Origin of the sequence: Streptomyces sp. NPDC051320, assembly GCF_040682175.1 — a bacterium.
Lineage (GTDB): Bacteria > Actinomycetota > Actinomycetes > Streptomycetales > Streptomycetaceae > Streptomyces.
On the sequence record NZ_JBFBAL010000032.1, the window covers coordinates 1 to 13,342 of the forward strand.

General features: G+C 65.5%; 8 protein-coding genes and 7 pseudogenes. 11 read left to right on the forward strand and 4 right to left on the reverse strand.

What is annotated here, in order from left to right; translation table 11 throughout:
* Nucleotides 1–122 precede the first annotated feature (122 nt).
* A pseudogene (locus tag AB0M87_RS32625) lies at nt 123–369 on the reverse strand (hypothetical protein); the annotation flags it as partial.
* A gap of 444 nt (nt 370–813) precedes the next feature.
* Complete coding sequence (locus AB0M87_RS32630) at nt 814–1,158, reverse strand: ArsR family transcriptional regulator (RefSeq protein ID WP_365859424.1); 345 nt, start codon at nt 1,156–1,158, stop codon at nt 814–816.
* An 82-nt stretch (nt 1,159–1,240) separates the two neighbouring features.
* On the opposite strand from AB0M87_RS32630, the gene AB0M87_RS32635 reads away from it, so the two are divergent.
* From AB0M87_RS32635 to AB0M87_RS32645, 3 genes are all read left to right on the forward strand, one after another.
* Nucleotides 1,241–2,551, forward strand: coding sequence for an MFS transporter (locus AB0M87_RS32635; RefSeq protein WP_365859426.1), 1,311 nt, complete (start codon nt 1,241–1,243; stop codon nt 2,549–2,551).
* 33 nt (nt 2,552–2,584) lie between these two features.
* A complete protein-coding gene (locus AB0M87_RS32640; protein WP_365859428.1) occupies nt 2,585–3,061 on the forward strand; it encodes a hypothetical protein in 477 nt (158 codons plus the stop codon).
* 817 nt (nt 3,062–3,878) lie between these two features.
* Entirely contained in the window at nt 3,879–4,634 is a 756-nt protein-coding gene (locus tag AB0M87_RS32645; protein WP_365859430.1) for a transposase family protein, read from the forward strand.
* Between the two features lie 471 nt (nt 4,635–5,105).
* On the opposite strand, the pseudogene AB0M87_RS32650 reads toward AB0M87_RS32645, so the two are convergent.
* A pseudogene (locus tag AB0M87_RS32650) lies at nt 5,106–6,195 on the reverse strand (IS3 family transposase).
* Between the two features lie 140 nt (nt 6,196–6,335).
* Between AB0M87_RS32650 and AB0M87_RS32655 the strand changes: the two are divergent.
* From AB0M87_RS32655 to AB0M87_RS32690, 8 genes and pseudogenes are all read left to right on the forward strand, one after another.
* Nucleotides 6,336–6,656: pseudogene (locus AB0M87_RS32655) on the forward strand (transposase); the annotation flags it as partial.
* Between the two features lie 415 nt (nt 6,657–7,071).
* Nucleotides 7,072–8,345: pseudogene (locus AB0M87_RS32660) on the forward strand (aminotransferase class I/II-fold pyridoxal phosphate-dependent enzyme).
* 1,346 nt (nt 8,346–9,691) lie between these two features.
* Nucleotides 9,692–10,417 carry a dienelactone hydrolase family protein gene (locus AB0M87_RS32665; protein WP_365859432.1) on the forward strand — a complete coding sequence of 242 codons (726 nt, stop codon included), beginning with the start codon at nt 9,692–9,694 and terminating at the stop codon, nt 10,415–10,417.
* Between the two features lie 133 nt (nt 10,418–10,550).
* Nucleotides 10,551–10,676: a helix-turn-helix domain-containing protein gene (locus AB0M87_RS32670; RefSeq protein WP_365859436.1), complete on the forward strand. Its 126-nt coding sequence runs from the start codon at nt 10,551–10,553 to the stop codon at nt 10,674–10,676.
* Nucleotides 10,677–10,831: 155 nt separating this feature from the next.
* Complete coding sequence (locus tag AB0M87_RS32675; RefSeq protein WP_365859438.1) at nt 10,832–11,053, forward strand: hypothetical protein; 222 nt, start codon at nt 10,832–10,834, stop codon at nt 11,051–11,053.
* A pseudogene (locus AB0M87_RS32680) lies at nt 11,050–11,557 on the forward strand (transposase). Before AB0M87_RS32675 ends, AB0M87_RS32680 begins: the two are co-directional and overlap by 4 nt.
* A gap of 13 nt (nt 11,558–11,570) precedes the next feature.
* Nucleotides 11,571–11,657: pseudogene (locus AB0M87_RS32685) on the forward strand (IS5/IS1182 family transposase); the annotation flags it as partial.
* A gap of 57 nt (nt 11,658–11,714) precedes the next feature.
* Nucleotides 11,715–12,642 (forward strand): annotated as a pseudogene (locus AB0M87_RS32690) (transposase); the annotation flags it as partial.
* A gap of 214 nt (nt 12,643–12,856) precedes the next feature.
* Here AB0M87_RS32690 and AB0M87_RS32695 read toward each other — a convergent pair.
* On the reverse strand, nt 12,857–13,276 hold the full coding sequence (locus tag AB0M87_RS32695) for a zinc-binding dehydrogenase (RefSeq protein ID WP_365859434.1): 420 nt from the start codon (nt 13,274–13,276) through the stop codon (nt 12,857–12,859).
* Between the last annotated feature and the right edge of the window lie 66 nt (nt 13,277–13,342).

Below are 13,342 nucleotides of genomic sequence, written 5' to 3' on the forward strand. Positions count from 1 at the left end.
CCCGCTACGAGAAACGCGCCTACATCTACCTCGGCACCATCACGCTCGCAGCCCTCGTCATCTGGCTCCGAACATGATCCGAGAAACAGTGCCTAACCACAGACGCCTTGGAATTGATCATCTAGGACCTGCAGCGCCTTTCCCGGCCGTTCCGGCAGCTCGTCCGGCCATAAACCTTCCACAAGCTGCTCGGTGCTGCAGCCCATTCGCGAGTCGCCGGCGCTTACGACCTCGTGCATGGTTAGCGGTGACGATGGCAGCGCTAACCATGCACGAGGTCGTTAGCGCGAGGAGGCCGCGGAGCCGGGGCGCGGTGACCTCCTGACCGAGGTGGGCGCCACGCGGCAACAGGATCAGGTCGGTGGTCACCTGTGGCAGATTTTCCAAGCTCCGATCGTCCGAACTTCCGCCGTGGGCCAAGACCGGCACGCCGAGCCCGTCAGCCAGCTGTAGCTTGCGCGTCGTCAGACGCAGCGAGGTCGGCCCTGTTCCTTCCAGCCTGTAGATGCCTTCGCGGCGGAGCGAGGTCGCGTCATGCGTGAAGGAGAAGGCCGCCACCGGCATTGCGGTTGAGACGCGGGCACGGATTCACTGCTGCCCCGGGCACCACGGACGATGGGCCGGCGACGGGGCACTATCATCCTCGGCCACCAAGTCATCCGGGCCATTCACGATCTTGCGCACGCGGCTGCGGCCCGCTAGCAGAAGCCGTGATTCTGAGGGCAGAAGGGACCCGCCGCCGGTGAGGCAAGCTCCATCGGTGCGGGTCACAGCGCGGCGCGATGACATGAAGCGAGAAGTACCGGGGCCCGCTTACCAGTCGGCGATCAAGTCACGTCCTTGTGGGATAGCGATATCGAGCAGGCCCGGAAAGCGGGCATCGAGATCGTCTCGGCGGAGCTGGTTCAGCCGCCGGGTTCCCTCGTCCCGCTGGCGGATCACGCCCGCTTCCCGCAGGACCTTGAAATGGCCGCTCTGAGTCGACTTGCTGACCGGCAGTGCGAAGGTCGTGCACGCCAGTTCACCATCGGGCTCGGCATCTGCGAGTCGGGCCACGATGCCCAGCCTCACCGGTTCACACAGGGCAGCCAGGACGGTGGTGAACCGCAGCTGGGCGCGGTCAGGGTGCACAAGCTTCGTCGAGATACGGCTAGCCATGTACCCAGTATAGCCAACATGTTCGGTTGTCACGAACATCTGCTATGTTCGCAACACTCGAACATGCGAATCGGAGGCATAGATGCCGCTCGCTCGCTTTGCCGCTGCCCACAGCGGTCGGACACCACACCGCGACCGCCAATCCGAGCCTTCGACCTCACCAAACACGGACCATGAGGCGCGTCCTGGTCCGGTTGGGAGGTGGAAATTCTGGGCTGCGGCTTACGCGCTGCTAATCCTGCTTACCGGCACGAACCTGCCAACGCCGTTGTATCGGAGCTATGAGGCGCAGTTCGGATTCTCGCCGTTGGTAGTCACGCTGATCTTCGCGGCCTATGTAGTTGCGCTGATCCCATCTCTGCTGGTGGCGGGCCCGCTGTCGGATGCGATCGGCCGCAGGAAAGTGCTGCTGCCGGCCGTAGCACTGGCTGCGCTGGGATCGGTGGTCTTCGCGTTTGCCGCGGACACGGAGTGGCTTTTCGCAGCACGCGTTATGCAAGGCCTTGCGCTCGGTGCGGCCTCGGGTCCGTTGACCGCTTCGCTGGCGGAACTGGAACCTGCCGGCAACCGGCGTAAGGCGGCCCTGGTGTCAACCGTGGCTTCGATGGGCGGCCTCGGCTTGGGGCCCGTGCTCGCTGGCCTACTTGCTCAGTACGCCCCGGCTCCGCGGGTGTTGCCATTCGTAGTAGAGATCGTGCTGCTTGTACCAGCTGCGGCGGTAATCGTCTCGATGCCAGGAAACCGTTCAGCGACTCGATGGCGACCCCGCCGACCCGACATTCCCGCCGCCATGCGGGCGATCTTCGCCACCAGCGGGACAGCCAGCTTCCTCGCCTTCGCCGTCATCGGGCTCTTCCTCACCCTCATCCCCACCTACGTGGTGACTCTCTCGGGCAGCGAAAACCTCCTGTTGGGCGGTGCAGCCGTGGCACTGATGTTGGTCTGCTCGGTGCTCGCCCAACTCGTTAGCTATGGAAAGCCGGCCCGGACCCTGGAGCTGATCGGCCTCCCCTGCCTGGCCGCCGGACTGGTGCTGCTTGCCCTCGCAGGTGGGTTGTCCTCGCTGACACTACTGCTCATCGCGACCGTTGTTGCTGGTATCGGGCAGGGGTTGGCGTTCCTCGGCGGCCTCACCGCGGTCAGTCAAGCCGCTCCAGCCGATCGTCACGCCGAAGTGCTGTCCAGCTTCTACGTGATCGTCTACCTCGGCGTTGGCCTGCCCGTCATCAGCGTCGGCTTCCTCGCCACGGTTGCCGGACTTCTTGCCGCGGTCCAATACTTCGCCGGTGTCGTCGCACTGCTATGCGTGATCGTGCTGATCGTCCTTCTCCGAGTACGTCACCGCGTCCCAGCCATCAAAGTAGCGGCACCCGCCGTTACCGCCGGCGACTGAAACCAGCCACAACGATTCTTCCCGGAGGACCCCATGGACACCACCGAACTCGACGTCGCCTACCGACACCTACTCACCGCAGCGGGAGCGATCAGTGATACCACTCCGTTGGCCGTGGATTCACGATCCGACATCAACTGGACGCTGAGCCACATCGCGCTCAGCGACCGCATCCTCGCTGCCGCAGCTCGCGACGTGCTCACTGGCTTCCCCGCCATCGTCGACAACCGCAACGCCATGGACGACACCGCAATCAATACATTGATCGCCTCGACCACACACACTCAGCGTGTCCAGCTGGTGCGCCGCAACGCGGCAGACCTGGGTGCTGTGATCCGAGCAATCCCCGATCATGCCGCCGCCATGCCTGTGAAACTGCATCTGGTAAGCCGTGATGGTCAATCTGTTCCCGAACAGCGATTGCCCTGGAGCGACCTGATTCTTCTGCGCGCGACCGAGCATCTCCCCCGACACACAGAGAGGCTCACGTTGCTCGCCTCCGAGGAGTAATCTGTCCTGCATCGGCCTGGCGGGGCGCCCTTCCATCCTTGGCCAGACAACAAACCTCGGCACCTGCGCTGCGGGGGAGTATGCCATCGCCGTGAGACGGAACCTTCATAAGTAAGGGGAGGATCGCCTGTGCGGTCGTATCACGATAGTCACAGCGAGCGCGAGGAAGGAGTTCGCCCACGTCACGGGAATGTTTTGATCGCGGCGCTACTAGTCCCGGGGGTGGGAGTAGCCGGGGGTGCTGTGAAATCAATATTCCACGGACTGTCATCAGTCCAGTGGTTCGCTGTCGCCGCGATCATAGGGTTCGTTGTTCTCTTCGCCCTATTTTCGTTCATGTTCATGTGGATTCTTAACTGGGGTTTCAAGTTTGATTCAGCGCGCCAATAGTCGGAGGCATGAGTAATTTAGAAATGAATACTTAGAACAGCTGAGAAGAATCTTCCCCTTATAGCGGCGGAGGGCTTTCCTCGCTATTTGATTGAGTGATGTCGGGGCGATCTGCTGAGCGACAGGCGGTGGGCGGCGGGGTCACGCCTGGGTGAGGTACGCGCAGGCTGGCGGCTTGACCGACTCGGAGAAGGCGGCGAGGGAGCGGGTCCGCCTGGATACTGTGGCACGATTCCGGGTTGGCAAGACGAACAAGGCCGTCTGCTGCGCTGCGGGTATGGGAGCGGTGGCGTCGGCGATAGCGCGAGACAGTGAGCCCTTCCAACCTGATGGCGACATCGTTGAGTTGGACTGCTGTACGACGAGGTGAAGCTCCTGGTAGACGGGTTCTCGACCAAGATCACCCTGTGTCTGCCAGGAGCTTCGCATGCTTGTCTATCCGTCGTCGATCGATCTGTCCAGCCACATCCTGCGGTACTTGACCGGGCAACTCCGCGCCGGGCAGCGTGAGATCGGGACGCGGTGGCGGCGGCTGCCCGTCGGCCGTCAGGCCCTGCTCGCCCTGGCCCACCTGAGATGCGGCGACACCTATGCCCGGCTCGCGGCCGGGTTCCGCATCGGAGTCGCGACGGTCTACCGCTACATACGCGAGGCCGTCGATGACCTGGCTGTCCTGGCCCCGAGCCTGGCCGAGGCGATGAAGACCATGCGGGCGAAGGCGTACGTGATCCTGGACGGCACCTTGCTGCCGATCGACCGGATCGCCGACGACACTCCGTACTATTCCGGGAAGCACAAGCGCCACGGAATGAACGTCCAAGTCCTCACCGACCCGTTCGGACGTCTGCTGTGGGTCTCGCCCGCACTACCCGGTTCGACACACGACCTGACCGCCGCATGGACTCACGGCATGATCGATGCGCTCGCCGATGCGGACGTGAAGTGCTGGGCGGACAAGGCGTACCAGGGTGCCGGCCGACCGGTCCGGGTGCCCTTCCGTGGCCGTCGGCTCAAGCGATGGAAGCAACGGCACAACAGCACCCACGCCAAGATCCGCTGCCCCGGCGAGCAGGCCATGGCCACCCTGAAGGGCTGGCGCCTCCTGCGGAAAGTCCGCTGCAGCACCAACCGGATCACCGACATGGTGAAGGACATCGTCGACCTTCACCATGCCTCAACCTGAGGTTGGAAAAGACTCAGTGCCACCGGCGTCGTGTCGAGCGGATCGCCCGAACGTCCCAAGCTCTCCGAAAGCCAGATCACCAGACTGGCGCGGGAGTTGGAGCGTGGTCCGCGCGCGAACGGCTGGGCTGGCCAGCGGTCGACGCTGACGCGAGTGACCTGATAGGGCGGTTCTTCCATGTCTCCTATACCGCCGAGGGTATGTGGGGGCTCTTGAAGCGGCACGGCTGATCGTGGCAGCAGCGCGCCCAACGGGCTATCGAGCTGAGGACGACGCGGTGGAGCTGTGGAGAGCACATGGCGGCCTGTCGCGGCTGGATAGTCTCGAGGTCGAGGCTGGCAAGCCGATGGCGCCGCCGCGAGCCAGAACCTGGAACTGCATCGGCCTGACACCAGTGGTGCGGGGGCGAGGATCCGGCCAGGTCCCGGGGGGCGGACATGACGGGCCTTGGCCCCGAATCCTGAACACGTCTTATGCGGCTTCGGTCAGCGTAGTTGATGTTGTGTGGAAGGTGTTCTCGTAGGCGATGGGGCTGCGCTGTCCGAGCCGGGAATGCCGGCGCCGGGTGTTGTAGCGGGACAGGCAGCGGAACGCTTCGAGTCGGGCCTCGCGCTCGGTTGACCAGCCCTTTCGTCCCTGGAGCGTCTCTCTTTTGAAGGCCGGGTTGAAACTCTCCGCGAGTGCGTTGTCCGCCGAGCTGCCGATGGCGCTCATGGACTGGCGCACCCCCGCCTGCGCGCAGGCGGCGGCGAACGCCCGGCTCGTGTACTGAACCCGGTGATCGGTGTGCATGATCGCGCCGTTCAGGCTGCCACGGGTGCGGATCGCGGCGGCCAAGGCATCGGTGACCAGCTGGGTGCGCATGTGGTCGGCGAGTGCCCAGCCGGCCAGGCGGCGCGAGCACAGGTCGATCACGGTCGCGAGATAGCAGAACTTCCCGCTGCCGACGGCGAGGTAGGTGATGTCGCCGACGTACTTGGTGTTCGGCTCCGCCGCGGTGAAGTCGCGGCCGATCAGGTCGGGTGCCTTGGCCGCGACCGGGTCCGCGATGGTGGTGCGGTGCCTGCGGCGCAGGCGCACTCCGGCGAGCCCGATGCTCCGCATGACGCGGGCGACGCGCTTGTGGTTCACGACCGGGCCGCCGCCGTCGCGGAGTTCGGCGGTGACCCGCGCGACGCCGTAGGTCCCGGCCGAATCCCGGTGCACCTTGCGTATCCGGGCCGCGAGCCGGGTGTCCTCGGCCTGACGGGCGGACCGCTCGGGGGCGGTGCGGCGCCAGTAGTAGAAGCTGGACCGGGCGATGCCGAGGATGGTGCACAGCCGCTTCACGCCGTAACGGCGCTGGTGGTCGACGACGAACTGGAAGCGGCTGCTAACCAGTTGGTGAGGACGTCGAGTGCGAGCCCGAGCGCCGTCCGTCAGCGGCCCGGATCCAGTTCCGCAGTGTCTCGGTGTTGACCCCGAGGTCCCCGGCGACCGACTTGATCGTCGCTCCCGGCCGCGACTGGTACAACGCGACCGCGTCCGCCTTGAACTCCGGCGGATAGTGCTTCATCCCCACAGGGACTCCGTTCTCCCAGATCCTCAAGATCCAGTGTCTACGGTGTCCAAGATCTGGGGTCAACGCCCGCCTGGACGCCGGGCCGTATGCGTTCGTCTGGGTCGACGCCCTCACCCAGAAGGTCCGCGAGGAAGGCCGCCAAGGCCGCAGCCCACCTCGACGCCGCCCAGGCAGATGTACTGGCCTTCACCCCGTTCCCCCGCGAGATCTGGCGACAGATATGGTCCAACAACCCGCAGGAGCGGCTCAACAAGGAGATCCGCCGCCGCACCGACGTCGTCGGGATCTTCCCCGACCGCACCGCCGTCATCCGCCTGGTCGGCGCCGTCCTGGCCGAGCAGAACGACGAATGGACCGAAGCCCGCCGCTACATGAGCCGCGAACTCCTCACCAAAACCCGAACCCACCCGAACGAGTCAGAAAACGGCGGGAACACTCTGCCCACCGAACTCACCGCATAGCCTCACAACAGGATCACCGAGTGGCCGTCGTTACACCACTCCAGCGGACGTGACCTGTGGCTGAATCCGCGTGAGCGGTGGCATGACGAGCAGTATGCGCTCGGTCTGCAGCACGACGCGGTGGCGAGGCGATCGCGGGTGAACTGGACCGCCTCGCCCCCTGACCTTCGTGCGTGGCTGTGTTTATGACTCGTGGGATCAGGCGTGAGCAACATCAGCGAGGCTGGCACCCACACTTCCATTGCCTCGCCATGGCGAGCTGATAGGGCTGAGACCTGTTAACAAGCCGCAGACGCGGAGACTCTCCCCTGCCCTTGTTTGAGTTCAGAAACTGCGGAGTGGAGGGGGCGGACTCGGCTTGTATTGTCGACATCCCGTGGACCCGCCAGGGCTGTGGAAGATGTGAAGGAAGACCATGACAATTATTGGTTCGACCCAGGGCAACCTTGCAACGCACTACGACAGTGCCCGGCGGGATTTCGAGGCGTTGCTGGGCCGGGGCCTCTCCCTTGACCTCACGCGGGGCAAGCCGGGCCCCGGGCAGCTCGACCTCTCCCAGGAGCTGTTGGAGCTGCCCGGCACCCACTACTCCACGGCCGATGGCCTGGACTGCAGGACTATGGTGGGCTGCACGGGCTTCTCGAGCTCCGCGAGGTGTTCGCGGAGCTGTTGCAGGTCCCGGTCGGGCAGTTGCTGGCAGCGGGGAATTCCAGTCTGGAGTTGATGCACGACTGTCTGGTGCACGCGCTGCTCGGGCTGCTTCCCGGCGCCGTCACCCGCTGGGCGGACGAGAGGCGCATCGCCTTCCTCTGCCCGGTGCCCGGGTATGACCGGCACTTCGCGCTGTGCGAGCGGTTCGATATCGAGATGATCCCCGTCCTGATGACGGACGAAGGCCCCGACATGGACGTCGTGGAGCGCCTGGCCGCCGAGAACTCCGCCATCAAGGGCATCTGGTGCGTTCCGAAGTACAGCAACCCGGACGGGACCTGCTACAGCGACCGGGTGGTGGAGCGGCTGGCCGCCATGCGAGCTGCGGCGCCGGACTTCCGGATCTTCTGGGACAACGCCTATGCGGTCCATCACCTGACCGACGAGGAGGTGGAGGCAGCCGACGTGATGGCCGCCTGCGCGGCGCACAGGCACCCGGACCGCCCGTTCGTCTTCGGCTCCACATCGAAGATCCCCTTCGCCGGGGCCGGCGTCTCCTTCTTCGGTTCCTCCCAGGTCAACGTGGACTGGCTGCTCGCTAACAGCAGCAAGCGCTCGATCGGCCCGGACAAGGTCAACCAGCTTCGCCACCTGCTGTTCCTGAAGGACGCGGACCGCGTCCGGGAGCACATGCGGCGCCACCGTGCACTACTCCAGCCGAAGTTCGAGGCGGTCCACCGGGTCCTGGACAAGGAGCTCGGCGGCACCGGGCTGGCCCGCTGGACTAACCCAAAGGGTGGGTACTTCGTCACCCTCGACCTCCTGGGCGGCGGTGCGGCCGAGGTCGTCCGGCTCGCAGCGCAGGCAGGCGTCGCGCTGGCCGGGACCGGAGCCACCCACCCTTACGGCAACGACCCGCTGGACGCGACAATCCGGATCGCGCCCAGCTACCCCTCGGCCGAGGAACTGGAGCAAGCCATCACCGGGCTTGCCACCTGCGTTCGTCTGGTCGGCTACGAGCGGCGCCTGGCTCGGTAACTGCAGCCGTGTCGCAGCAGTCGGAGATACGTTCGTCGGACACGAGCGGCTCGTGCAGGCCCGTCGACGAGGCGTTGCGTCGATTCGGCGAGCGGTTGCATGGTGTCGCGATGGCGGTCTGATCCGTATCGGCGAGACCGGACCGCGCGTGAGGAGAGTCGGCATGGCCGGACAGGCCGGAGCGATTCAACGCGCCCGGCAGTAGGTGCGTGCCGTTGATGCAGCTGCTTATCGAAGACTTTCTTCCCGGCCAGGGCCAGGCGTGACCGTGATGGGCTGTCTTGCCGACGTCCAGGCCGAGGAACACGCCGACGTCTTCGGTGGCGAACATCGTACCCTTCCCCGGGGGGGGTTGGCGGTACTGGCCTTGGCAGTGGTGTTGTGCGCGCGCATCCACGTTATGCAGACTTGCCGCCCGCGAACTGCCGGCATTTCGACAGACCAGGGAGTGGCCGGACCTCTCATCAGCGTCTCCGACGGCACCTCCCAGGCCCGGTGACACCACCCCCCAGGTCATCCCTTCGACAGGGGGCAACAGTCATGCCGGGCCCGGAGGCCAGCGGCCCCCATGCAGGACCGCGAAAAACAAAACGGGGCGGTGCGGGTGAAGCACTGCAGCCGCGGCATGCTTAATCTGGCGAGCTTCGACTCGGGCGCCCGGCGGCGCCATCGGCTTCGGTGATAGGCACCGCCGGGCATCCGATCAGGATTGGAGGCGCTACTGACAACAACGCTGACCGAATCGCCTTCGACCGCCGTTATGCGCGCTGCTCTCTCGCCTTCCTCGACTGGATGGATCAAGCTCTCGGGGTGCGCTTATGCGCTGCACGTTGGACGTGGTCTCTGTTCCCAGCCACCTGGTCCCTTGTGAGAAGGATCTCCGTGCCGTCGTTGGGTACCAGATCTGCGGACAGGTTCGACGTTCGCTCCCACAAGCGTGCGTCTTCAGCCAGCTTTCGCTGGTGGCGTGGCTGCCACCGGTGGCACCGAACGGTCCAGTCAGCGCGAGGAGGCCGCCGAGGATGAAATGAAGGCTCCGCTCACGGCAGCAAATGTGCAGGAGTTTCTGACATTCGGCCTGCGTCGCGCACCCGGCGAACTCCGTGTGCCTGGCGTAGGCAGTGTGGCGCCGTTGACCTGCTCGTCCAGCGCGACGTATACCTCCGGCGGAATACCCGGCAGGTCCACTTCCAGCACGAGGGCAGATGATTCGATAAAGCTGCCGCGGGAACGGAATTGTTACGGATCCTGTGAGCCATCGCGCATTTCAGAGGCACACCCGCGTTGTTCTGCCAGCGGCAGAACAACGGCCCGACCGGGCTCGACGCTCGCTACAGTCCAGTCTCATGACGACGATTACAACGCGCACGGTCGAGTACCCGGCCGACGGCCTAACGATGATCGGGCACCTCGCGCTCCCGGCCGGTGTCGACCGCCGGCCCGCGGTGCTGCTCGGACCAGAGGGCCCGGGGCTCAGCGATGTCGAGCGCCGCCGGGCCGACACCCTGGCTGAGCTAGGGTACGTAGCACTGGCCTTCGACATCCACGGCGGGCGTTATTTGGGCGACCCCGAGGAGATGCTGGCCCGTTGCATGCCGCTGCTCGCCGACCCCGGCCGGATGCGGGGTATTGGCCACGCGGCGCTCGACATGCTGCGCGCCGAGCTGCGTACCGACCCCGACCGGATCGCCGCCGTCGGCTACGGCACCGGAGGCGCGATCGGGCTGGAACTAGGGCGCGACGGCGTTAATCTGAGCGCGATTGGGACTGTCAACGCACTGACCACGGGCGGACCGGGCGAGGCGGCGCGCATTCGCTGCCCGGTGTGGGCCGGGGTCGGGTCGGAAGACCCGATCATGCCGCCCGCGCAACGGGATGCGTTCACCGCTGAGATGCAGGCCGCGGGCGTCGACTGGCGCCTCGTGGTCTACGGCGGCGCCTTGCACGCCTTCCACCACCCACCGGTCGACCAGCCCGTTGTCCCCGGCGTCGGCTACCACCCAAGGCACGCGCAGCGAGCGTGGCGCGACGTCGTCGACCTGCTCGCCGAGTGCCTGCCACTAGCGGAGTGATCTGGTCGGCAACCGCGGTGCCTTTCGCACGGTTGGCGATGCGCGCTTGACTCGTGGAGTGGTAAGGGCTGACGTCTGGGGTATTACCGAAGCATGCGCTATCCACAAGGGGACGGGCTGACCGCCCGTACGGCTGCGGCTTCGTGAGGAGTTACGGCTCCAGGCGGCCGAGAGATTCGCTCGCGGCGAGGAGAGCTCGGTCATTGCCAAGGAACTGCGGATCGGTGTGCAATCGGTGCAGCGGTGGCGGCAGGTGTGAGACGAGGGCGGTCCGCGGGCTCTGCGGTCCCAGGGGGCGGCGTTGTTGCCGAGTCTGAGCAAGCGGCAGTTCGCCCAGCTGGAGGCAGAGCTGGCCAAGGGCCACGCCCGCATGGCTGGGAGGATCAGTGTTGGACTCTGAGCCGTGTGAAGACGGTGATCGGCCGGCGCTTCCACCTGACCTACACCATCCAGGGTGTGCGCAAGCTGCTTGTGCGCAACGGCTGGTCCTGCCGAGGTCCCGGCCCGGCGGGCCATGGAGCGGGACGACGTCGAGGCGGTAGCCGGGTGGGGCAAGGGGGTATGGCCCCGCGCGGAAGGTTAGCGGCGGCCCGTGGGGCTTGGCTGGTCTTCGAGGACGAAGCAGCTTCTCCATGACGCCGCCGCACGCGAAGACCTGGTCAGCACGCGGCGCCGGACTGCTGTGGTGCGGGTACGCGGACGCTCACGCAGACGGATATACATCGCGGCGCTGACCTGCCACAAACCCGGCCACGGCCGGACGACAGCAACCGCGACGGCCGCAAGAGCTTCTCCTTGCGCGACTACCGCGACCTGCTGATCGCTGCCCACCAGCAACTCGGCGGGCCGATCGTCCTCGTCTGGGACAACCTCCATGTCCACAAAGCCGCCGGCCTGCGCGAGTTCGCCGAAGCCCGGGAGTGGCTGACCATCTACTACCTCCCGCCCTACGCGCCTGACCACAACCCCGTCGAGGGGATCTGGTCACTCCTGCGGCGTGGCTGGCTCTCCAACGTCGCCATCAACACACCCGAACACCTCGTCCAGCGCATCCGACGCATCCTACGGCACATCCAGTACCGCAGCCATCTCATCGACGGCTGCCTCACCGAGACCGGCCTGCCCATCCGACCCACCTGAACGCCAGCACGACATCACGAGTTCAACCTCAGTAGGGCGCCGCAGGTGGGTCATCGAGCGGACCATGTCCTGGCTGACCGGCTATCGTAGAATCAGACCCGCTACGAATGCCCGCGAAGCGCAAATATGCTCTGGTGGACGCTGGGGATGGGGTGGGGCTAACTCCGGCGATGCGCTTGCCCTGGCCATCCTGCGCACAGAGATGCACGCTCACCGGCACCTGCCCAACGACTCCGATCTGGCCCGTGCCATCGCCGTCCTCGCCCGTGCCCAGCAGGATGCGACGTGGAATCGGCAACAGATCTCCAACCAGCTGCGCTCGCTGCTGCGGGAGTACTACCCGGCCGCCCTGGGGGCCTTCGGACCGTGGAAGAACGGTCTGTACCGGCCCGAGGCCCGAGAGCAAGGCTGCTCCAACTGGGGCTCTCGCCGCCCGGTTGGCCCGCACGCAGCTGCAGGGTGCTCTCAAGCGTGCATGCCGCCAGCGTGGCATCGAGGCCGAGGCTGAGCGGCCCCGTCACGCCTTTCGGGGCGGACTGGGCCCACCAGCCGCCGCTGGTCGAGGACGCGCTCGGCAAGCAGATGCTCGCCCTCCTGGTTCAGCTGGATGCGGCTTGCACTGCTGCTGACGACCTGGAGGTGGCGGTGCAGGAAGCCTTTCCCAGTACCCGGACGCCGAGATCATCCTTAGCTTCCCCGGCCTTGGTGTTCAGCTCAGCGCCCGGGTGATTGCCGAGATCGGGGACAACCGCAACCGCTTCGCCGACTCCTGGGGCATGAAGGCGTACGCGGGCTCTTCGCCCATCACCAGGGCCGCTGGCAAGAAGACCAGCATCACCCAGGCGGTGGGTGAAGAAGGACCGGCTTAACCACGCTGGCTACCTCTGGGCCTTCGCCACCCCTCCGACATTTCGCCTGGGGCAAACGCGCACTCCCGGCGCCGCCGTGACGCCGGAGACTGGCCCGCCGCCGCGGAGCGGAACCTCTTCCACCGCATGATCGGAGAGCTCTACCACTGCCTTCAGAACAACAAGCTGTTCGATGAGGAAGCAGCGTTCCTCACGCCTCTCGTCGCTGCTGCTTGACGAGTTAGCTACGTGAGGTGTCTACCGTCAGGTGGCGTGTAGCACTGAGTAACTTCCATCAATCCGGGATGAAACTATGGGCCGAAACGTCCTCTCCGACGTCGTTTCGACTACAGCCATCTGACTACGCTGCAACTTATCCGCTTCGATCCTGATGGCGGGAGTCGTTATGGACCGAAAAGTCCCCTCCCTTCACGTCCAGATGGCGATGCCGCTAGAAGTCCAGGTTGACAATGACCTTACCGAGATGCCCACCGCTGGCGAGATATTCGAGCGCGTCATCGAGATGCTCAAGGTCAAAGGCTTTGTCGATTGATGGACGAATGGCGTGTCGTTGCATCGCGCGGACCAGCGCTTCAAAGCTGGCGCGGCTACCTGCAGTGGCGATACGAATGTTGGTCGCATGTTCGATGGCAACGAAGATATCGAGTGGGGCGATCCGGTCGGCGGTGTAGCCCACCTGGTGAATGCGGCCACCCACTCTCGTTGCGGCGATCGTGGGGGTCAGGGTGTCTCCGCCCGCCACGTTGAGGGCGATGTCGACGCCCTCGCCAGTGAGAGCGACGACATCGCCCGGCCACGTGGGGGTGCTTCCGTTGGTGAGTTGAGCTTGTTCCGCTTTGACGGACACCATTGGTGTGGTGGTCAGGCTGCGAGTGCGGTCTCGTACTCAGCTGGGCTGAGGTAGCCGAGGCTGCTG

Coding starts and splice junctions, on each gene's coding strand:
- AB0M87_RS32695 (WP_365859434.1), bottom strand. CDS start 13,276: ATGGTGTCCGTCAAAGCGGAACAAGCTCAACTCACCAACGGAAGCACC.
- AB0M87_RS32635 (WP_365859426.1), top strand. CDS start 1,241: ATGCCGCTCGCTCGCTTTGCCGCTGCCCACAGCGGTCGGACACCACAC.
- AB0M87_RS32640 (WP_365859428.1), top strand. CDS start 2,585: ATGGACACCACCGAACTCGACGTCGCCTACCGACACCTACTCACCGCA.
- AB0M87_RS32630 (WP_365859424.1), bottom strand. CDS start 1,158: ATGGCTAGCCGTATCTCGACGAAGCTTGTGCACCCTGACCGCGCCCAG.
- AB0M87_RS32665 (WP_365859432.1), top strand. CDS start 9,692: ATGACGACGATTACAACGCGCACGGTCGAGTACCCGGCCGACGGCCTA.
- AB0M87_RS32645 (WP_365859430.1), top strand. CDS start 3,879: ATGCTTGTCTATCCGTCGTCGATCGATCTGTCCAGCCACATCCTGCGG.